16 protein-coding genes are annotated in these 20074 nt (G+C 66.0%); 3 read left to right on the top strand and 13 right to left on the bottom strand.

The window, feature by feature from the left end:
• Positions 1-45 precede the first annotated feature (45 nt).
• From trpE to ACA097_RS09890, 10 genes are all read right to left on the bottom strand, one after another.
• Entirely contained in the window at positions 46-1539 is a 1494-nt protein-coding gene (trpE, locus tag ACA097_RS09845; RefSeq protein ID WP_371370013.1) for an anthranilate synthase component I, read from the bottom strand.
• A gap of 71 nt (positions 1540-1610) precedes the next feature.
• Positions 1611-2435, bottom strand: coding sequence for a phosphoglycolate phosphatase (locus tag ACA097_RS09850; RefSeq protein WP_371370014.1), 825 nt, complete (start codon positions 2433-2435; stop codon positions 1611-1613).
• Entirely contained in the window at positions 2435-3109 is a 675-nt protein-coding gene (gene rpe / locus ACA097_RS09855; protein ID WP_371370015.1) for a ribulose-phosphate 3-epimerase, read from the bottom strand. Before rpe ends, ACA097_RS09850 begins: the two co-directional genes overlap by 1 nt.
• Positions 3110-3263: 154 nt before the next feature.
• The gene (locus tag ACA097_RS09860; protein WP_043248850.1) at positions 3264-4091 is read right to left on the bottom strand and encodes an ABC transporter permease; all 828 of its coding nucleotides are present in this window, start codon (positions 4089-4091) and stop codon (positions 3264-3266) included.
• Positions 4092-4104: 13 nt separating this feature from the next.
• Positions 4105-5352 carry an ABC transporter permease gene (locus ACA097_RS09865; RefSeq protein WP_043248848.1) on the bottom strand — a complete coding sequence of 416 codons (1248 nt, stop codon included), beginning with the start codon at positions 5350-5352 and terminating at the stop codon, positions 4105-4107.
• A gap of 177 nt (positions 5353-5529) precedes the next feature.
• Entirely contained in the window at positions 5530-6588 is a 1059-nt protein-coding gene (locus ACA097_RS09870; RefSeq protein ID WP_052355156.1) for an ABC transporter substrate-binding protein, read from the bottom strand.
• 41 nt (positions 6589-6629) lie between these two features.
• Positions 6630-7739 (bottom strand): ABC transporter ATP-binding protein, encoded by a 1110-nt coding sequence (locus ACA097_RS09875; protein ID WP_371370016.1) that lies wholly within the window; start codon positions 7737-7739, stop codon positions 6630-6632.
• A gap of 202 nt (positions 7740-7941) precedes the next feature.
• Positions 7942-8982 (bottom strand): ABC transporter substrate-binding protein, encoded by a 1041-nt coding sequence (locus tag ACA097_RS09880; protein ID WP_371370017.1) that lies wholly within the window; start codon positions 8980-8982, stop codon positions 7942-7944.
• A gap of 128 nt (positions 8983-9110) precedes the next feature.
• Positions 9111-9740, bottom strand: a complete 630-nt coding sequence (locus ACA097_RS09885) for a response regulator transcription factor (RefSeq protein ID WP_043248845.1) — start codon at positions 9738-9740, stop codon at positions 9111-9113.
• Positions 9741-9792: 52 nt separating this feature from the next.
• Positions 9793-12219: a PAS domain S-box protein gene (locus ACA097_RS09890; protein ID WP_371370018.1), complete on the bottom strand. Its 2427-nt coding sequence runs from the start codon at positions 12217-12219 to the stop codon at positions 9793-9795.
• A gap of 151 nt (positions 12220-12370) precedes the next feature.
• Here ACA097_RS09890 and ACA097_RS09895 point away from each other — a divergent pair, with 151 nt between their 5' ends.
• Complete coding sequence (locus tag ACA097_RS09895) at positions 12371-13366, top strand: alpha/beta hydrolase family protein (RefSeq protein ID WP_371370019.1); 996 nt, start codon at positions 12371-12373, stop codon at positions 13364-13366.
• A 7-nt stretch (positions 13367-13373) separates the two neighbouring features.
• Here ACA097_RS09895 and ACA097_RS09900 read toward each other — a convergent pair whose 3' ends face one another.
• From ACA097_RS09900 to ACA097_RS09910, 3 genes are read right to left on the bottom strand one after another with little or no spacing between them, the layout of a single operon-like run.
• Positions 13374-14132 (bottom strand): DnaJ domain-containing protein, encoded by a 759-nt coding sequence (locus tag ACA097_RS09900; protein ID WP_043248841.1) that lies wholly within the window; start codon positions 14130-14132, stop codon positions 13374-13376.
• Entirely contained in the window at positions 14133-14807 is a 675-nt protein-coding gene (gene murU / locus ACA097_RS09905) for an N-acetylmuramate alpha-1-phosphate uridylyltransferase MurU (protein WP_043248839.1), read from the bottom strand.
• Positions 14804-15820: an aminoglycoside phosphotransferase family protein gene (locus ACA097_RS09910; protein WP_043248837.1), complete on the bottom strand. Its 1017-nt coding sequence runs from the start codon at positions 15818-15820 to the stop codon at positions 14804-14806. Before ACA097_RS09910 ends, murU begins: the two co-directional genes overlap by 4 nt.
• A 128-nt stretch (positions 15821-15948) precedes the next feature.
• On the opposite strand from ACA097_RS09910, the gene ACA097_RS09915 reads away from it, so the two are divergent.
• Together ACA097_RS09915 and surA are read left to right on the top strand one after the other, a co-directional pair.
• Positions 15949-18738 carry an LPS-assembly protein LptD gene (locus tag ACA097_RS09915; RefSeq protein WP_371370020.1) on the top strand — a complete coding sequence of 930 codons (2790 nt, stop codon included), beginning with the start codon at positions 15949-15951 and terminating at the stop codon, positions 18736-18738.
• Positions 18719-20011 (top strand): peptidylprolyl isomerase SurA, encoded by a 1293-nt coding sequence (surA, locus tag ACA097_RS09920; RefSeq protein ID WP_043248834.1) that lies wholly within the window; start codon positions 18719-18721, stop codon positions 20009-20011. The genes ACA097_RS09915 and surA overlap by 20 nt, the downstream gene beginning before the upstream one ends.
• Positions 20012-20074 lie beyond the last annotated feature (63 nt).

Here is a 20074-nt window from a genome sequence, read left to right on the forward strand (position 1 = left end):
ATTCCCCTCACAGAGAATCGGCGTTTTGCATTGGCGCAAACGGGATCAGTTGTCGCCGTGCAGCCGCGCGGTGTGCTCAGCCAGCGCCACGGCGCGGAACATCGCGCGGCGCTTGTTGATGGTTTCTTCCCACTCCGCTGCCGGCACCGAGTCGGCGACGATACCGCCGCCGGCTTGCACGTGCAGTTCGCCGTTCTTGATCACTGCGGTGCGGATGGCGATGGCGGTGTCCATGTTGCCGTTCCACGCCAGGTAGCCCACGGCACCGCCGTAGACACCGCGCTTGACCGGCTCCAGTTCGTCGATGATCTCCATCGCACGGATCTTTGGCGCGCCGGACAGGGTGCCAGCCGGGAGGATCGCGCGCAGGGCGTCCATGGCGCTCAGCTCGGGCTTGAGCTGGCCATTGACGTTGGAAACGATGTGCATGACGTTCGAGTAGCGCTCGATGACCATCTGTTCGGTGACCTTCACCGAACCGGTCTGCGAGACGCGGCCCACGTCGTTGCGGCCGAGGTCGATGAGCATCAGGTGCTCGGCGATTTCCTTGGCGTCGGAGAGCAGGTCGACTTCCAGCGCGTGGTCGGCTTCTTCGGTCGCGCCGCGCGGACGGGTGCCGGCGATCGGGCGTACGGTGACTTCGCCGTCTTCGACGCGGACCAGCACTTCCGGCGAGCTGCCCACCACGTGGAAGTCGCCGAAGTTGAAGAAGTACATGTACGGCGTCGGGTTGAAGCAACGCAGCGCGCGGTACAGGTCGATAGGCGCGGCCTTGAAGTCGATCGACATGCGCTGCGACGGCACCACCTGCATGCAGTCGCCGGCGAGGATGTATTCCTTGATGGTGCCCACCGCGCGCTCGTAGTCCTCGCGGGTGAAGCTGGCGCGGAACTGTGGCTCGGGCGCGTTGACCGCGCTGAAGTCCAGGCCCTTGCGCGGAGTGATCGGCTGGCGCAGGCGCTCCAGCAGCTCTTCCAGGCGCGCCTCGGCCTTGCCGTAGGCGTCGTCTTCGGCCGGGTCGGCGAGGACGATGGCGTGCAGCTTGCCGGCCAGGTTATCGAACACCACCACCGCGTCGGAGACCATCAGCAGGATGTCCGGGTTGTTCAGCGGGTCGGGGTTCGGGCACTGCGCCAGGCGCTGCTCGACGTAGCGCACGCAGTCATAGCCGAAGTAGCCGACCAGGCCGCCGTTGAAGCGCGGCAGGCCCGGCAGGGTCGGAACGCGGTAGCGCTCCTTGAACTCCTCGACGAAGGCCAGCGGGTCTTCGCTGTCGAAGCGCTCGGTTTCCACGCCGTCGACGCTGATGCTCACGCTGTGGCCGTAGACGCGCAGCACGGTGCGGCACTGCAGGCCGATGATGGAGTAACGCCCCCACTTCTCGCCGCCCTGGACGGATTCGAGCAGGTAGGTGTTCGGACCGTCGGCGAGCTTCAGGTAGATCGACAGCGGGGTGTCGAAGTCGGCGAGGGTTTCGCAGGTCAGGGGGATGCGGTTGTAGCCTTCGGCGGCCAGCCGCTGGAATGCTTCACGGTTCATGATCGACCTCGTGGAGAGAGGGAGGAAACGGGCTTGTGGCAAACGCGCCGGGATGACCGGCCAGGCAGATGTCAGGCGCGCCAGCGCCAACGGGCCAGGGCCTTGATGACCTTCATCCAGAGTTTGCGGGGAGCCGAGTCCAGCACGATGCGATCTCGTTGAGCGGGGGTTGAAACAGAGTCCGGCAACACTATCGCTTTGCCCTGATCGAAGCAAGGCAGCAGTTGGCGCAGGTCGTCCACCACCAGAGTCGGCTGTTCTTCGTCGATCGGCCGGCCGTGGTTGTAGCCGTAGGTCAGGCCGACGCTGCGAACGCCAGCGGCCTTCGCCGCCAGAACGTCGTTGCGCGAATCGCCGACGAACAGGGCATCGTCCGCATCCACGCCGGCGGCCTTCATCACGAACAGCAGCGCTGCCGGATCGGGCTTCTGCTGCGGGAGCGTGTCGCCGCCGACGATCCAGCGGAAGAACTTGCCCAGGCCCATCTCGTCCAGCAGCGGGCCAACGAAACGCTCGGGCTTGTTGGTGATCAGCGCCAGCTCGACGTCGCGCTTCTTCAGCCACTTCAGGGTATCGACGACACCGGGATAGACCTCGGTGAGCGCGTGGCTGTCGGCGTAGGCGTCCATGAACAGGGCCAGGGCGCGCTCGGTATCTTCCTCGCTCACGCCCTCGTGCTCGATGTCCCCGGCCAGCGCGCGGCGCACCAGCACACGGGCGCCGTTGCCGACCCAGTGGCGCACGGCCTCCAGGCCCGCGGCCGGGCGATCGAGCTGCAGCAGCATCTTGTCCACCGCTGCAGCCAGGTCCGGAACCGAGTCCACCAGGGTGCCATCGAGGTCGAACATCACCAGACGCGGCAGCTTCCCGGCGAACAACGGTTGCGCGGCGCTCATCACTTGCCGGCCTGTGCCAGCTCGGCGCGCATGGTGCGGATGACTTCGGCGTAGTCCGGCGCGTTGAAGATGGCCGAGCCGGCGACGAAGGTGTCGGCGCCCGCCGCGGCGATCTCGCGGATGTTCTTCACGTTGACGCCGCCGTCGATCTCCAGGCGGATGTCACGGCCGGAGGCGTCGATCAGCGCGCGGGCTTCGCGCAGCTTGTCAAGGGTGCCGGGGATGAACTTCTGCCCGCCGAAGCCGGGGTTCACGCTCATCAGCAGGACCATGTCGATCTTGTCCATCACGTACTTGAGCGCGTCCAGCGAGGTGGCCGGGTTGAACACCAGGCCTGCCTTGCAGCCGCCGTCCTTGATCAGTTGCAGCGAGCGGTCGATGTGCTGCGAGGCTTCCGGGTGGAAGGTGATGTAGGTGGCGCCGGCTTCGATGAAGTCACCGATGATGCGGTCCACCGGGGAGACCATCAGGTGCACGTCGATGGGCGCGGTGACGCCGTACTTGCGCAGCGCCGAGCAGACCATCGGGCCGATGGTCAGGTTCGGCACGTAGTGGTTGTCCATCACGTCGAAGTGGACGATGTCGGCGCCGGCGGCGAGCACCTTGTCCACATCCTCGCCCAGGCGGGCGAAGTCGGCGGAGAGGATCGACGGGGCGATGGCGTAGGGTTGCATGGCGCACCTCTGTGGGCGGAATCACGGATGGCGCGCATTGTAGCCGCTGACAGCGGCGAGGTGGGATCGGCCCGATGGCCGAGTGCCAGGCAAAAAAAAGATCGCGGAACAGGCCCGCCGCCGAGGCGACGGACCTGCCGCGATCCACTGTGGATCAGGCAGTCGGTGCGGTACGCATCTTCTCGCTGCGGCCGCGCAGCCATTCCAGGGTCAGCAGCAGCAGGACGGAGAAGCCGATCAGCAGGGTCGCCGCGGCGGCGATGGTCGGGCTGAGGTTCTCGCGGATACCGCTGAACATCTGGCGCGGCAGGGTGGCCTGCTCGGGGCCGGCGAGGAACAGCGTCACCACCACTTCGTCGAACGAGGTGGCGAAGGCGAAGAGCGCACCCGAGATCACCCCGGGGGCGATCAGCGGCAGGGTCACCTTGAAGAAGGTCAGCACCGGCGGCGCGCCAAGGCTGGCGGCAGCACGCACCAGGTTCTGGTTGAAGCCCTGCAGGGTCGCCGACACCGTGATGATCACGAAGGGCACGCCGAGCACGGCGTGCACGATGATCAGCGAGATGTAGCTGTTGCCCAGGCCGAAGGGCGCGAAGAACAGGTAGCTCGCCACACCGATGATCACCACCGGGACCACCATCGGCGAGATCACCAGGCTCATCACCAGGGCTTTGCCACGGAACTCGCCGCGGGTCAGGCCGATCGACGCCAGGGTGCCGAAGACCATCGCCAGCACGGTCGCGGCCGGGGCCACGATCATGCTGTTGGTCAGCGAACGCATCCACTCGGCGGAGTGGAAGAAGTCGGCGTACCAGCGCAGCGAGAAGCCCTGCAGCGGGTAGACCAGGAAGGTGCCGGAGTTGAACGACAGCGGAATGATCACCAGCACCGGCAACACCAGGAACAGCAGCACCAGGCCGCAGAGGATGCGCAGGGTGTAGAACCACACGCGCTCGACCGGGGACATGTAGGGACTCAGCATTTTCTTCTTCTCCTCAGCCCAGGCGCAGGCGGCTCGCGCCCACCAGCCAGCCGTAGATCACGTACAGCACCAGGGTGGCGAACAGCAGCAGGCCGCCCAGGGCCGTGGCCATGCCCCAGTTGATGGTGGTGTTGGTGTAGAAGGCGACGAAGTAGCTGACCATCTGGTCGTTCGGGCTGCCCAGCAGCGCCGGGGTGATGTAGTAGCCGATAGACAGGATGAACACCAGCAGGCAACCGGCGCCGACGCCGGCCACGGTCTGCGGGAAGTAGACCTTCCAGAACGCGCCGAACGGGTGGCTGCCCAGGGAGATAGCCGCACGCATGTAGCTCGGCGAGATGCTCTTCATCACGCTGAAGATCGGCAGGATCATGAACGGCAGCATGATATGCACCATGGCGATGTACACGCCGGTGCGGTTGAACACGAGCTGCAGCGGCTGGTCGATCAGTCCCAGCTTGAGCAGCGCGCCGTTGATCAGGCCGCCGGACTGCAGCAGCACGATCCACGCCGCCACGCGCACCAGGATGGAGGTCCAGAACGGCAGCAGGACCAGGATCATCAGCAGGTTGCTCTTGCGCGTCGGCAAGTTGGCCAGCAGGTACGCCAGCGGATAGGCGAACAGCAGGCAGATCACGGTGATCACCGCGCCCATCCAGAAAGTGCGCGCGAAGATGTCCAGGTAGATGGACTGGTCGGGCGTGGCCTGGGCCAGTTCGCCGAGGTCGTCGATACGATGATCGAGCGCGGCGAGCAGGTAATAGGGGGTGATGCTGCTGGCGTTGCGGCGGATCACCTGCCAGTAGGCCGGGTCGCCCCAGCGCTCGTCGAGCGCTTCCATGGCGTCTTTATAAGAGGCCGGCGGCTGCTGGAACGGCAGGGCACGGGCGGTCTTGGCCATCAGGCTGCGGTAGCCGGCCAGCTCCATGTTCAGGCGCTTGGAGAGGTCACCGATGGTCTGGTTCTTGCGCGCAGCGACCAGGTCTTCGCTCAGCGCCTGGTACACCGGCTCAGGCGGCAGCGACTTGCCGTCCCATACGGTGATGGCGTTGACGGTCTTCGGCAGCGAGCCGACCACCTCGGGGTTGTTCACGCTCTTCATGAGCAGCGCGGCAATCGGCACCAGGAACACCAGCAGGAGGAACAGCAGCAGCGGCAGGATCAGCGCCTGGGATTTCAGACGGTTCATCCGCTCTGCACGCGCCAGGCGCTGCTTGAGGGTGGGGCCGGCGACCTCGTTCAAGGACACAGCGGTGGCCATAGCGAACTCCGGTAAAACGAGCCGCCCGCGAAGGCGGCTTAAGTGTGGTATTTCGGACGTTTCGGAACGAACGCCGCCGGACCGGGAGAGCCTCCCGGCCGCTGCGGACCGCAAACTGCGCGGTTCGTGGCGGCGTCGCCACAGGCGCCGCCGAGAGCCGGCGGCGCGGGGCCAGCCTTACTTGGCGGCCCAGGCGTTGAAGCGCTGTTCCAGCTGCTCGCCGTAGTCAGCCCAGAAGCCGACGTTCATGCCCACCTGGCCTTCGATGTTGGCCGGGGTGGTCGGCATGTTGGTCAGAACGCCCTTGTCCAGCAGGTTCACGGTGTTCTTGTTCACCGGACCGTAGGCGATGTTCTCGGCGTAGATCTTCTGCTGCTCGGGCTTGACCGAGAAGGCGATGAACTTCAGCGCGTCGTCCTTCTTCTTGGCGCCTTTCGGGATGGCCCAGGCGTCGAAGTCGTAGATGCCGCCGTTCCACACGACCTTCAGGTTGCTTTCCTTCTGTACCGAGGCGATACGGCCGTTGTAGGCCGAGCTCATGACCACGTCACCGGAAGCGAGGTACTGCGGCGGCTGGGCGCCGGCTTCCCACCACTGGATGTTCGGCTTGATCTCGTCGAGTTTCTTGAACGCGCGATCCTGGCCTTCCTTGGTGGCGAGTACCTTGTAGACGTCCTTCGGCGCAACGCCGTCGGCCATCAGGGCGAATTCCAGGGTGTACTTGGCGCCCTTGCGCAGTGCGCGCTTGCCGGGGAATTTCTTCACGTCCCAGAAGTCGGCCCAGCCGGTCGGAGCGGTCTTCAGCTTGTCGGCGTTGTAGGCCAGCACGGTGGACCACACGAAGAAGCCGACGCCGCAGTTGCTCACCGCGCCCGGAACGTAGTCTTCGGCCTTGCCGAGGATGGCCGGGTCGATTTCCTCGAACATGCCTTCGTCACAGCCGCGCGCCAGTTCCGGCGACTCCACCTCGACCAGGTCCCAGGTCACGCTCTTGGTGTCGACCATGGCCTTCACCTTGGCCATCTCGCCGTTGTACTCGCCGGCGACGATCTTGTTGCCGGTGGCTTTCTCGAAGGGCTGGTAGAAGGCCTTGACCTGGGCGTCCTTGTTGGCGCCGCCGAAGGAGATCACGGTCAGATCGGTAGCGGCCATGCTCTGCGCGGCGGCAGCCAGACCCAGGCTCAGTGCGGCGAGCTGCAGACCGGCTTTCAACGGATGGGACGGGAACTTCGACATTATTCTTCTCTCCACAGTGTGCAGGTTTGTTTTTCTTCGACTCAGGCCGCCGGGAGCGGGTCGAGGGCACGCACGTGCTCCACGGCCCAACCCAGCGGTACCACATCCCCGACCGCCAACGCGGAGTCCAGCTCGGCGATCGGCTGCTTGACGAAGAAGTCGGTGCGGCCGCAAACCTCGAGGCGGATGCGCACGTGGTCGCCAAGGTAGATGAACTCGGCCACGCGGCCGGAGAATCGGTTGGCACAGTGCTCGCTGTGGCCGTTCAGGCGGATCCGCTCGGGGCGGATCGACAGGCTCACCGGCTGGCCCGGCTCACCGACGTTGACCGCCAGCGCCTCGACCTTCTCGCCCCGCGCCAGGCTGACCACGCAACGGTCGCCGTCGCGGCTCTGCAGTTGGCCGGCGATGCGGTTGTTCTCGCCGATGAAGTTGGCCACGAAGGAGTTGCGCGGGTGCTCGTAGAGTTCCGCCGGCGGGGCGATCTGCTGGATCTCGCCCTGGTGGAATACCGCCACGCGGTCGGACATGGTCAGCGCCTCGCCCTGGTCGTGGGTCACGTAGACCACGGTCACGCCCAGGCGCTGGTGGATGTGCTTGATCTCCATCTGCATGTGCTCGCGCAATTGCTTGTCGAGCGCACCCAGGGGTTCGTCCATCAGCACCAGTTGCGGCTCGAAGACCAGCGCACGGGCCAGGGCCACGCGCTGCTGCTGGCCGCCGGAAAGCTGCGCCGGATAACGGCCGCCGAAGGCGTCGAGCTGGACCATCGAGAGCGCGCGCTTGACCCGCTCGGCGACGTCGGTCTTGCTCATGCCGCGCACGGAGAGCGGGAACGCCAGGTTCTCGGCCACGGTCATGTGCGGGAACAGGGCATAGTTCTGGAACACCATGCCGATGTCGCGCTTGTGCGGGGGGACGTTGTTGATCGCGCGGCCGGCCAGGAGGATCTCGCCGGACGTGGGGGTTTCGAAACCGGCCAGCATCATCAGGCTGGTGGTCTTGCCGGAACCGGACGGCCCCAGCAGGGTCAGGAATTCGCCTTTGCGAATATCCAGATTGAGGTCTTTGACGATGAGGGTTTCGCCATCGTAGCTCTTCTGTACGCCACGAAAGCTGACCAGCACATCGCTCGCCTGAGTCTCGGCCATAACCGCACCTTTGTATTTATGTAAGTAATGCCGTACAGCAAGACTAGAGAAGCCTGCAGCGCGCGCAAATCGGGCGGGAAGAGAACTTGCTATAAGGGTAGAAGAGGATCGTCTGTAGGGCGATTCCTACAAAGCCGGCGCACTAGCAGCGCCGAAAAATCGGTGCCGCACGATTGCGACACCGACCGTTCCGAGAGCGACCTCAGCGCTTGGCCCAGGCCTCGAAACGCTTCTCCAGGGCGTCGCCGTGCTCGCTCCAGAAGGCCACGTTCATGCCCAGCGCATTGCTCATGTTCTTCGGCGCGGTGGGCAGATTGGCCGCCACCTGCGGGTCCAGCTGCTCCACCGCCTTGCGGTTGGCGGGGCCGTAGGCGATGTTCTGCGAGTACACCTTCTGTTGCGCCGGCTGGCTGGCGAAGGCGATGAAGCGCTCGGCATCGGCCTTCTTCCATACCCCGGAAGGCATCGCCCAGTAGTCGAAGTCGTAGATGCCGCCGCTCCAGACCATCCGGTAGCCCTTCTGCTCACCCTGCGCCGCAGCGATCCGGCCGTTGTAGGCCGAGCTCATGACCACGCTGCCGTCGGCCAAATCACGCACCGGGTCCTGGCCGGATTTCCACCAGCGGATGTAGGGCTTGAGCTCATCGAGCTTGTGGAAGGCGCGGTCGACACCGGCCGGCGTCGCCAGCACCTGATAGACCTCATTGGGCGCCACGCCGTCGGCCATCAGGGCGAACTCCAAACTGTACTTGGCGCCCCAGCGCAGGCCGCGCTTGCCCGGGTACTTCTTCACGTCCCAGAAGTCGGCCCAGCCCGCCGGCTGTCCCTGCACCTTGTCCTGGCTGTAGGCCAGCAGCGTGGTCCAGACGAAGATGCCCACGCCGCACGGCTGCACCGCACCCGGCACGTAGTCCGCGGCATTGCCGACCAGCTTCGGATCGAGTTTCTCGAACAGGCCTTCCTGGCAGCCGCGCGCCAACTCCGGCGCCTCCACCTCGACCACGTCCCAGGACACATGGCTGATCTGCACCATCTGCTTGAGCTTGTCGAGATCGCCGTTATAGGAGCCATGCACCACCGCCGTGCCGGTGCTGTCCTTGAACGGCTTGTAGAACGCCTTCTCCTGCGCGGCCATGTTGGCCCCGCCGAAGGAAATCACCGTCACGTACTCCGCCAGCGCCGGGGTGGCGACTGCGCCCAGCAGGCCGAACACCAGCCCCCGCTTTACCGCTCGCAACAACATCCTTTTCTCCTTGTTCTGATGAGGCAGCTCACTGCGCCGGCCATCATTCACTGTCGCCGGTGCGCGAGATAGACGGGCTTTGCAAAAAGCGGAAGGGACGCACATTCGGCGCGTCCGCGCGTCGCGGATCAGACCAGTTTGTGCTCGACGGCGTACTTCACCAGGTCTGCCACCGAGTGAGCGTTGAGCTTCTGCATCAGCCGCGCCTTGTGGGTGCTCACGGTCTTGTTGCTGACCGCCAGGTGCTGGGCGATCTCGTTCACGCCCTCGCCCTTCACCAGGCGCTCGAACACCGAGAACTCGCGCTCCGAGAGCAATGCGTGGGAAGGCCGCGAGTCGGTCAGGCCGACCTCGAAGACCATGCGGTCGGCCAGTGCCGGGTCGATGTAGCGACCGCCGCTGGCAACTTTGCGGATGGCGGTGAGCAGCAGTGCGGGGTCGCTGTCCTTGGTGGCGTAGCCGGCCGCGCCGATCTTCAGCGCGCGAGCCGCCATCTGCACTTCATCGTGCATCGACAGCATGAGAATGGCGGGCGGATTGGCCAGCGCGCGGATCCGCGGGATCGCCTCCAAGCCGTTCACCCCTGGCATGGAGATGTCCAGCAGGACCACCTCGCAAGGCACCTGGCGCAACGTCTCGATCAGCTGCTCGCCATTGGTGGCCTCGCCGACCACCTGCAGGTCCTTGGCCATACCGATCAGTTGCTTGATGCCCTCGCGGACGATGGTGTGGTCTTCGGCCACCAGTACTCGGATCACTGCACTTCTCCCCGTAAAACGCTCTAACGCGCCGAGTATTTCTGTGAACACCTCAGGCGCTTTGCTCCACGACCTCGTCGGCCCCCAGCGGCACCCGCACACGCAGGTTGCTGCCCTCGCCCGGCTGGCTGTGGATTTCCAGGCTGCCGCCGAGCATGAGCACACGTTCGCGCATACCGACCAGGCCGAAGGAGCTGCCGCGCCAAGCCGCCTCCGTGTCGAAGCCGCGGCCATCGTCGCCGATGCTCAGGCACAACTCACCGTTCTCGACCGTCAGCTCAAGCTCCACAGTATGCGCCTGCGCGTGGCGCATGACATTGGTCAGCGCCTCCTGGAGGATGCGGAACAGCCCGATGGCCTTGGCGTCGGCCAGCCGCGGCGAATGCTCCGGCACCGTCACCAGGCAGGGGATGCCGGTGCGCGCCTCGAAACGCCGCGCCTGCCACTCCAGCGCCGAGCCGATGCCGGCATCGAGGATCGGCGGACGCAAGGCCGTGGCCACGTCGCGCACCAACTGGAACAGCTGGGCGATGAGCTTCTTCATGTTGCCCAGGCGGTCGTGCAATCCCGGATCCAGCTCGCCATAGGCGAGTTCGCACATCGACGTCTCCAGCTTGAGCACCGTCAGCACCTGGCCGAGCTCGTCGTGCACCTCGCGGGCGATGCGCGCCTTTTCTTCTTCGCGAACGCTCTCGAGGTGCGCGGAAAGCTCACGTAGCTGGGCGCGGGACTCGGCCAGCTCCAGCTCGATCTGCTTGTTCTCGGTGATGTCCCAGACCACGCCGTCCCAGGCGCGGCGGCCGTCTTCCAGGCGCCGCGCGGTGGCTTTGATATCGACCCAGCGCGGCTCGCCGCTGCGGGTGAGGATGCGCCCCTGCCAATGCCAGTTGGTGCCGTTGAAGACTGCCTGTTCCTGGCTGGCGAGATAGCCGCCGCGCTCATTCGGATGCACCAGGCCCATGATGCCCAGGCCGCTTTCGCGCAGGTAACCGGGGCTGTAGCCGAGCGAGGCTTCGCTACCACCACTGATGAAGCTGAGGTGCGCGAAGTCCGAGTCGTCGCCCGGTGCGCTCGGCTCCAGGCGGAACACCAGCCCCGGCACGTTGCCGGCGATGCCCTGCAGGCGCGCCTCGCTTTCTTCCAGGGCCGCGTGCGCGCGCCGCCGCTCGGTGGCGTCGCTGACGAAAACCAGCAGGTATTCCGAACCGCCGAAGCGCAGGAAACTCAGCGAGACTTCGGCCGGCAGCCAGCTACCGTCGGCGCGGCGCAGACCGGTCTCGAAGCTCAATGGTCCCTCGTCGCTGTTGCGCGCTCGGCGCCACAGGTTCAGCCAGTTGTCCATGTTCAGCGTCGGCTCGAAATCCGCCAGCGGGCGCTCGGCCAGCGCGCCGGCCGCCTCGCCGAGCATTTCCTCGGCCGCTCGGTTGGCGTAGCGGATATGGCTGTCCCAGTTGACCCAGAGGATGCCGACCGTGCTGCTGTCGATGGCGAACTGGGTCAGGCGCAGCGCTTCCTCCGCCGCCTGGCGCAGCTCGATGTCACGCCGCGCCGCGAGCAGCCGCTGCTCCAGGGCACCGCGCTGACGACGCAGCCAGACCACAGTCGCCAGGGCCAGCACGAGCAGCAGCCCGAGCAGAATGCAAAGGTTCTTCCAGAAGCTCGGCGACTCGACCAGGCGCGGATACTGCGGCTGCAGCCAGCGCTGGTGGATCTGGTCGAGTTCCTTGGCCGGAACGGCGCGCAAGGCGGCATCGAGGATGGCGGCCAGCTCCGGCAAGTCGCGCCGCGTGGCCAGGCGCAGCAGCTGCGGATAGCCGATGTCGGCGACCACGCGGAAGCCGCCGAACTCGCCCTCGCGGCTCAGGCGCGCCAGGCTCGCTTCGTCGACCACCGCATAGCTGGCGGTCTGATCGAGCACCCGCCGCAGCGCCTCGCGGTCGCTTCCGGTCAGTTGCAGGCGCGCCCCGTAATAAGTGCCGTGCAGGTAGTCCGAAACCGGGCCGGGCCCCCGCAACGCCACCGGCTCGTCGCTACCGAGGTGCTCCAGCTCCACCGTGCCCGCTTCGGCCTGGAAGCCGACCAGCAGGCGCGGTACGCGCAGGTAGGGATCGGAGAACAGCCACTCGCGCAGCGTGTCGGGCGTTTGCGCAAGGCCCGGCGCCATATCGATCTCGCCAGCGCGGGCCGCGCGCTCCAGCAGGTTCTGATCGGAATAGACCTGCCATTGCAGGTTGACCCCGAGGCTTCCGGCGATCCACTCCAGCAGTTCGACGTTAGCCCCTGAGAGCTGTTGCAGGCGACGGTCCTGCTGGGCATAGGGCGCTTCCAGCACGACGCCGACACGCAGCTGCGGATGCGCCTGCAGCCAGTCGCGCTGAGTTGCGTCCAGCCCCGCAGCCAACTGCGCCGCCTGCGCCTGCGCCCAGAGCGGAAGGAACAGAAGAAGCGCCACCAGGGCCTTGCGCAACAGAGGTCTCATGCCGACAGCACCACGCACTAAATTGAAAGCGCCGCTACCTTACCGCAGTGTGCTGGCCAGCTGCCAAGCCACGGCCTGACAAAGCGGGCACAACCGATTAGGCTGGCGCCTTTCGCGCCCGCACGCCAGCCGAACCTCCGGGAATCGCCCGATGCCACGCTCCTCGTCACCTACACGCCTCGCCCTCTGCATCGCCCTCTGCCTGCTGCCTGGCGCACCAGGCTGGGCGGAAGACAAGCCCGCCGCCGCTCCAGCCGAAACCGCCGCCCCGGCAGAACCCAAGCGACCGGCCGTGGAAGAGCGCAGCCAGGCCGAGGCCAGCGGCCTGATACAGCACCTGCCCGATCGCCAGCAACAGACCCTGCAGGCCGGCGACGAAAGCTTCCTCGCCCTCTGGCTGCCCGCCAATGCGCCCCAGGCCGAAGGTGTGGTGATCATCGTGCCCGGAGATGGCGAGAGCCCCGACTGGCCCAAGGCGGTCGGCCCTCTGCGGCACAAACTGCCCGACGCCGGCTGGCAGACCCTCAGCCTGAGCCTGCCCGACCGCATGGACAGCCTGGCGCAGACGCGCCCGGTGGACGCTGTCGCTAGCGACGACAAGGAAAAAGACAAGGAGGCGACCAAGGCCGATGCGCCGGCGCCCTCAGGCGACACGCCTTCCGCCAGCGAGGCCGCGCCCGCGCAGGACCCTGCCATCGAACGGCGCAAGGCCTATTCCGACCGGGTCATGGCGCGTATCCAGGCCGGCGTCGACTTCGCCCTGCAGGGCAAGCCGAAGAGCATCATCCTCCTCGGCCACGGCACGGGCGCCTACTGGGCCGCCCGCTACCTGGCCGAACGCGAACCGACCGACATCCGCAACCTGCTGCTGGTCGCAGCGCAAATGCCCAATGAATTCCGCCCGCCACTGGAAGACATGGTGCCGCGCCTGGCGCTGGCCACCGGCGACTTCTTCTACCGCGACCGCGATACGGACCGGAAAGCGGCGCAGCTGCGCCTGCAGGCGAGCAAACGCGAAACCGGCAAGACCTACGTACAGATCGGCATGAACGCCCTTCCCGGCGACCCCGTCAGCGAGCAGGACCAGCTCTATCGTCGGGTGCGCGGCTGGCTTTCAATGCACATCAAGCAGGCCGACAGCCCCTGAGGGCAATTCAACGGAAGCCGTGGCGCTCGCGGATCAGCGAGTAGGCTTCCTGGATCTCGCGGGTTTTCTCGGTGGCCGCGGCGATGCGTGCTTCGCCGGCGCCGACCAGCTTGTCCGGATGGTGCTGGCTGATCAGCCGGCGGTAGGCACGCTTGATCTCCGCCGGTTCGGCACCCTCCTCGACGCCGAGCAGGCGCAGGGCACGGGTGTAGCTCTCGGCGCGGGTCAGCGGTGCGCGGACTTTCTCCGCACCCGATGCAAGCGCCAGCACGGTAGCCCGCGGCAATCCCAGCGTTTCACCCCAACGCAGGATCAGCGCCTTCTCTGCAGCGGTCGGCACCCCGGCGGCCCAGGCCATGCGCCAGCAGGCCTGCAGCAGGCCATCTGCGGTCGGACGCTGGCCATGGCGTTGCTCCAGCCCCTCGTCGAGCAGCGGACCACCCTGCTTGCCGCGCCCGAAGGCATCTATGGCGCGCAAGCGTGCCGGCTCATCCAGACCGAGACGCAGCATCTCGGCCCGCGCCTGCTGGATATGCGCGTCCTGCACCCGCCCGCGAATCTTCGCCAGGCGGCCTAGCAGCATGAACAGCAGCTCGTCGTCCGGCACCCGCCCGCTTCCGCGAAGCTGTTCGAACAAGCCGCGCCAGGTGCGCTGGCGCATGCGCCGGTCGAGCACCTGGCCGAGCACCCCGCCGAGCATGGCGCCGGGAATGCTCGCCAGCGCCCAGCCGGCGAGGATGCCTATCAGGGTGCCAGGCCAGAACATTCAGCGCGCCGCCAACAAGCGCTCGACCTCGGCCAGGCGCTCATGGGTACCGACATCGACCCAGCGCCCCTCATGCAGCTCACCGCTGACGCGCCCGGCCGCCATGGCCTCGCGCAGCAGCGGGGCAAGCTTGAAGGCACCGTCCTGGCTGGCGGCGAACAGCGCCGGGTGCAGCACCGCGATACCGCTATAGGTGAAGCTCGGCTCGCCTTCGCGGTAATCGCTCACGCGCCCTTCGCGCAGGCAGAAATCGCCACGGCCGTTGTGCTCGGGATTGGCGACCAGCACCAGATGCGCGAGGTCACCGTCGGCCAGCGCGTTGTGCAGATGGGCGTAGTCGAAGTCGGTCCAGATGTCGCCATTGGCCACGGCGAAAGGCTCCGACCCCAGCAGCGGCAGCGCGCGGAAGATGCCGCCGCCGGTTTCCAGCGGCTCGCCCTCGGCCGAGTAGCGAATGCTCACGTCGAAGCGTGCGCCATCGCCGAGGTAATCCTCGATCTGCTGGCCGAGCCAGGCGTGATTGATCACCAACTCGTCGAAACCGGCACGGCGAAGGGACAACAGCTGGTGCTCGATCAACGGCAGGCCGCCGGCCTGCACAAGCGGCTTGGGCGTGTGCAGGGTCAGCGGACGCAGTCGCTCGCCCTTGCCGGCTGCGAGAATCATCACTTTCATGGGGCCACCGGCTGCGGCAGGTCGGCGAGCAGGGCGCGCAGGTCGGCCAGTTCGGGACGTCGCGCAATCACGCTTTCCAGGTAGCGGAAGAAGCGCGGCACGTCGCCGAGGTAGCGCGGCTTGCCGTCGCGATGGCAGATGCGCGCGAAGATGCCGATCACCTTGAGGTGGCGCTGCGCGCCCATCAGGTCGCTGGCGCGGAAGAACTCGTCGAAGGTAGGCGGCAGGGGAATGCCTGCCGCCTGTGCCTTGCGCCAGTAACGGCTGAGTCCGTCGTGGATGCGCGGCTCCGGCCAGCTGAGGAAGGCGTCCTTGTACAGGCAGGTGACGTCGTAGGTAACCGGGCCGTACACCGCGTCCTGGAAGTCGAGCACGCCCGGGTTGGGCTCGCTGAGCATCAGGTTGCGTGGCATGTAATCACGGTGCACCAGCACGCGAGGCTGCTCCAGGGCACTGGCTACCAGCAGGTCGCAGGTGCGCTGCCAGCGCGCCAGTTGTTCGCCCTCGAGGACGACGCCCAGGTGCTTGCCCAGGTACCACTCGGGGAACAGCTGCAGCTCGCGGCGCAGCAGGGCCTCGTCGTAAGGCGGCAGGCGCTCTTCAACCGGCACCTGCTGGAAGGCAACCAGGGCGTCGAGGGCATCCTCGAACAGCTCCTCCGCGTTCTGCGCATTGAGCACATCGAGATAGGTCTGCCGGCCGAGATCGCTGAGCAGCAGGAAACCCTGCTCCAGGTCCTGGGCCAGGATGCGCGGCACATGCACACCAGCTTCGGCGAGCAGGCCGGCGACTTTGACGAAGGGACGGCAGTCCTCTTGCGGTGGCGGCGCATCCATGACAATCAGCGTGCGGTCTCCGGCCTGCCAGCGGAAGTAGCGGCGGAAGCTGGCGTCGCTGCTTGCGGGAGTCAGCTCGGCTGGCGGAACCGCCCCCCAGCCTTCGGCGGCGAACACAGCGGGCATACACGAGTCCAGCCAGCCATTCAATTGCTGGTAACGGGCATCATCTGACATCTTCAGGGGTTCTCCACGGCCCTAGCCGTTGCGCGGGTCATGCTTTATTATCCAGCATCTTTTTGAGCCCATCGAGAGGCGCGCAGCCCGATCGGGTTGCTGGCTCGCAGGAAGCCCGGATTAACAAGATGGCAGTTAACTTCCCCGTGTTCCGTAGAAAGTTTCCCTTACTGGTGACCGGTGGCCTGCTGGCTATACAGCCGCTCGCTTCCTCGACCGCTTCCGCGGCCGAACAATTCAGCTGCGCGCCCTCCGGCGGTAGCTGGGACTGCTCCAGCCAACAACCGGCCGCCGCCCTCCCGCCGCGCCCGCAGCACAGCGCAAACGCCGTGAGTGCAGGCGGCAGCGAAGCCGCCGAGCAAACCTCCGGCGAAGCCAAGGAGCAACTGGTAACCGAAAGCTCGGGCCGCGCCCTCAAGTCGCGCAGCGCCGACTATAGCCACCTGGACTGGGTACCGCGGGAGAAGCTGACCGCCGCACAACTCGCGGAAGTCGGCCCGTACTGCAGCGGCGAATACGTCGAGCCGGTCCGTCCAGGCATGAACGACAAGACCCCGCGCGACGAGGCACCGACCTACGTTTCGGCCAAGGCCTCCCGCTACGAGCAGGAAAGCCAGGTCGCGACGCTGGCCGGCAACGTCGTGCTGCGCCAGGGCAGCATGCAGGTCGAGGCCGACGAGGCCAACCTGCACCAGGCGGAGAACCGCGGCGAGCTGTCCGGCAACGTGCGCCTGCGCGACAACGGCGCGCTGATCGTCGGCGACCACGCCGACCTGCAACTGGACAACGGCGAGGCGAAGATCGACAACGCCGAATACGTCATGCACCAGGCCCAGGTCCGTGGCAGCGCGCTCTACGCCAAGCGCCAGGAAGACGCCATCATCCAGCTCAAGGACGGTACCTACACCCGTTGCGAGCCGGGCAGCAACTCCTGGTACGTCAAGGGCAACAACATCAAGCTGAACCCGGCCACCGGCTTCGGCACCGCGACCAACGCGACCCTGCGGGTGAAGGACATTCCGGTGTTCTATACCCCCTACATCTATTTCCCGATCGACGACCGTCGCCAGTCCGGCTTCCTGCCGCCGACCCTGTCGAGCACCTCGGACACCGGCTTCACACTGGTCACGCCGTACTACTTCAACCTGGCGCCGAACTATGACGCCACGTTGTATCCGCGCTACATGGCCAAGCGCGGCCTGATGATGGAAGGCGACTTCCGTTACCTGACCCACAGCAGCGAAGGTCAGTTCACCGCCGCCTACCTGAACGACAGCGACGACAGTCGCAGCAACCAGCCGCACTACACCGACCAACGTTGGCTGTACGGCTGGAAGAACACCAGCGGCCTGGATTCCCGCTGGCTGGCGCAGGTCGACTACACCCGCATCAGCGATCCGTACTACTTCCAGGACCTGGACACCTCGCTGGGCCTCGGTTCGCCGACCTACGTGAACCAGCAGGGCGCACTGACCTATCGCGGCGATGACTTCACCGCTCGCCTCAACGCTCAGGCGTACCAACTGGCCACCGTCACCGACGTGACCCCGTATGACCGCCTGCCGCAGCTGACCCTCGACGGCCACCTGCCGTACAACCCGGGCGGCCTGAATTTCACCTACGGCAGCGAACTGGTGCGCTTCGACCGCAACCTGGACGAGGACGTCTACTTCGATACCGATGGCAACGTCATCGGCCAGCGCCCGGACGTCAACATTTCCGGCCTGGCCCGCGCCACCGGCGACCGCATGCACCTCGAGCCGGGCGTGAGCCTGCCGATGGCGAGCAGCTACGGCTTCGTCACCCCGACGCTGAAGGCGATGTACACCAAGTACAACCTGGACCTGGACAGCACCGGCCAGGCACAGCTGAAAGGTCTCGACCCGGCGCATCCGAACTATGCCGGCATCAGCTTCGACGACAGCCCGGATCGTTCGCTGGGCCTGGCCAAGCTCGACAGCGGCCTGTACTTCGACCGCGACACCAGCTTCGCTGGCACCAAGTTCCGCCAGACCCTGGAACCGCGCGCCATGTACCTGTACGTGCCGTACAAGAACCAGGACGACCTGCCGACCTTCGACACCGGCGAATTCACCTTCAGCTACGACTCGCTGTGGCGTGAGAACCGCTTCACCGGCAAGGACCGCATTGGCGATGCCAACCAGCTTTCCCTCGGCGCGACCTCGCGCTTCATCGAGGACAACGGCTTCGAGCGGGCGTCCATCAGCGCAGGCCAGATCTACTACTTCTCCGATCGCCGCGTGCAGCTCCCCGGCCTGACCGAGGACTACATCCGCAACTACAACCTGGCCAACCCGAACAACCAGATTTCCAATCCGGATGCGGACGCCTGGCGCTCGCCCTATGCACTGCAAGGCATCTATCGCTTCAACCACGATTGGCGCCTGAACTCCGACTACAACTGGAACCCGAACACTCACCACACCGACAACGGCAGCGTGATGTTCCACTACCAGCCGGAAGCGGAACCGCAGAAGGTGTTCAACGCGGGCTATCGCTATCGCGCGAACAGCAAGGTGTTCGACCCGAACCTGGGCCAGTTCACCTACAACAGCGACCAGTACAAGATCAACCAGCACGACTTCTCGGTCATCTGGCCGGTCGTTCCGCAGTGGAGCGCCATCGCGCGCTGGCAGTTCGACTACAACCAGAGCCGTACCCTCGAAGCACTCGGCGGCTTCGAGTACGACAGCTGCTGCTGGAAGCTGCGTCTGGTCAACCGCTATTGGCTGAAGTACGACGACAACGAGTTCATTACTGCGAACTCGAAAGCTGACCGCGGCATCTTCCTGCAAATCATCCTGAAAGGCCTTGGCGGCGTGGTCGGCAACCAAGTCGAAGGCTTCCTCGACCAAGGCATCCAAGGCTATCGTCAACGTGAAGACAACTCTATGTAACGCCCTGCGCCCGCTGATGCTGGGCGCGCTCCTCATCAGTTCCTTCGCCCGTGCAGACGTGACCCCCCTGGACCGCGTCGTGGCCATCGTCGACAACGACGTGGTCATGCAGAGCCAGTTGGACCAGCGTCTGCGCGAAGTGCGCCAGACCATCCAGAAGCGCGGCGCACCGCTGCCGCCGGAGCACGTGCTGACCCAGCAGGTGCTCGAGCGCCTGATCATCGAGGACATCCAGCTGCAGATCGGCGAGCGCTCCGGCATCCGCATCACCGACGAAGAGCTGAACCAGGCCATGGGCACCATCGCCCAGCGCAACCACATGACCCTGGATCAGTTCCAGGCGGCCCTGACCCGCGACGGCCTGTCCTATGACGACGCCCGCGAGCAGGTGCGCCGCGAGATGGTCATCAGCCGCGTGCGCCAGCGCCGCGTCGCCGAGCGCGTCCAGGTCAGCGAGCAGGAAGTGCAGAACTTCCTCGCCTCCGACCTTGGCAAGATCCAGCTCTCCGAAGAGTACCGCCTGGCCAACATCCTGATCCCGGTACCCGATGGCGCGTCCTCGCAGACGCTGCAGGCCGCCGGCAAGCAGGCCCAGGACATCTACCAGCAGCTCAAGCAGGGTGCCGACTTCAACCAGCTGGCAATTTCCCGCTCGGCTGGCGACAACGCCCTGGAAGGCGGCGAGATCGGCTGGCGCAAGGCCGCACAGCTGCCCTCGCCGTTCGACAGCATGATCAGCAGCATCGCTGTTGGCGACGTTACCGAGCCGGTACGCACGCCCGGCGGCTTCATCATCCTCAAGGTCGAGGAGAAGCGCGGCGGCAGCAAGATGGTGCGCGACGAAGTCCACGTTCGCCACATCCTGCTCAAGCCCAGCGAGATCCGCAGCGACGAAGAGACCCAGAAGCTGGCGCAGAAGCTCTACGACCGCATCAAGAGCGGCGAAGACTTCGGCACCCTGGCCAAGCAATTCTCGGAAGACCCGGGCTCGGCGCTGCACGGCGGCGATCTGAACTGGATCGACCCGGAGGCCCTGGTACCGGAATTCCGCGAAGTGATGAACAACACCCCGCAAGGCCAGCTGTCCAAGCCATTCCGCTCGCCGTTCGGCTGGCACGTGCTGGAAGTACTGGGCCGCCGCGCCACCGACAGCAGCGACAAGTTCCGCGAGCAGCAGGCCGCCCAGGTCCTGCGCAACCGCAAGTACGATGAGGAACTGCAGGCCTGGCTGCGCCAGATCCGCGACGAAGCCTACGTCGAGATCAAGCTGTAAGCCGCGCCTCGCGCGACAAGGAAACCCGGCCCAGGCCGGGTTTCTTTTTGTCCGCGCCCGGCT

It is taken from the genome of Pseudomonas sp. QL9 (assembly GCF_041409665.1).
Taxonomy (GTDB): domain Bacteria; phylum Pseudomonadota; class Gammaproteobacteria; order Pseudomonadales; family Pseudomonadaceae; genus Pseudomonas; species Pseudomonas knackmussii.

Bases quoted from the DNA above. Each gene is read 5' to 3' on its own strand.
- trpE (WP_371370013.1), bottom strand. From the start codon at position 1,539: ATGAACCGTGAAGCATTCCAGCGGCTGGCCGCCGAAGGCTACAACCGC.
- ACA097_RS09850 (WP_371370014.1), bottom strand. From the start codon at position 2,435: ATGAGCGCCGCGCAACCGTTGTTCGCCGGGAAGCTGCCGCGTCTGGTG.
- rpe (WP_371370015.1), bottom strand. From the start codon at position 3,109: ATGCAACCCTACGCCATCGCCCCGTCGATCCTCTCCGCCGACTTCGCC.
- ACA097_RS09860 (WP_043248850.1), bottom strand. From the start codon at position 4,091: ATGCTGAGTCCCTACATGTCCCCGGTCGAGCGCGTGTGGTTCTACACC.
- ACA097_RS09865 (WP_043248848.1), bottom strand. From the start codon at position 5,352: ATGGCCACCGCTGTGTCCTTGAACGAGGTCGCCGGCCCCACCCTCAAG.
- ACA097_RS09870 (WP_052355156.1), bottom strand. From the start codon at position 6,588: ATGTCGAAGTTCCCGTCCCATCCGTTGAAAGCCGGTCTGCAGCTCGCC.
- ACA097_RS09875 (WP_371370016.1), bottom strand. From the start codon at position 7,739: ATGGCCGAGACTCAGGCGAGCGATGTGCTGGTCAGCTTTCGTGGCGTA.
- ACA097_RS09880 (WP_371370017.1), bottom strand. From the start codon at position 8,982: ATGTTGTTGCGAGCGGTAAAGCGGGGGCTGGTGTTCGGCCTGCTGGGC.
- ACA097_RS09890 (WP_371370018.1), bottom strand. From the start codon at position 12,219: ATGAGACCTCTGTTGCGCAAGGCCCTGGTGGCGCTTCTTCTGTTCCTT.
- ACA097_RS09895 (WP_371370019.1), top strand. From the start codon at position 12,371: ATGCCACGCTCCTCGTCACCTACACGCCTCGCCCTCTGCATCGCCCTC.
- ACA097_RS09900 (WP_043248841.1), bottom strand. From the start codon at position 14,132: ATGTTCTGGCCTGGCACCCTGATAGGCATCCTCGCCGGCTGGGCGCTG.
- murU (WP_043248839.1), bottom strand. From the start codon at position 14,807: ATGAAAGTGATGATTCTCGCAGCCGGCAAGGGCGAGCGACTGCGTCCG.
- ACA097_RS09910 (WP_043248837.1), bottom strand. From the start codon at position 15,820: ATGTCAGATGATGCCCGTTACCAGCAATTGAATGGCTGGCTGGACTCG.
- ACA097_RS09915 (WP_371370020.1), top strand. From the start codon at position 15,949: ATGGCAGTTAACTTCCCCGTGTTCCGTAGAAAGTTTCCCTTACTGGTG.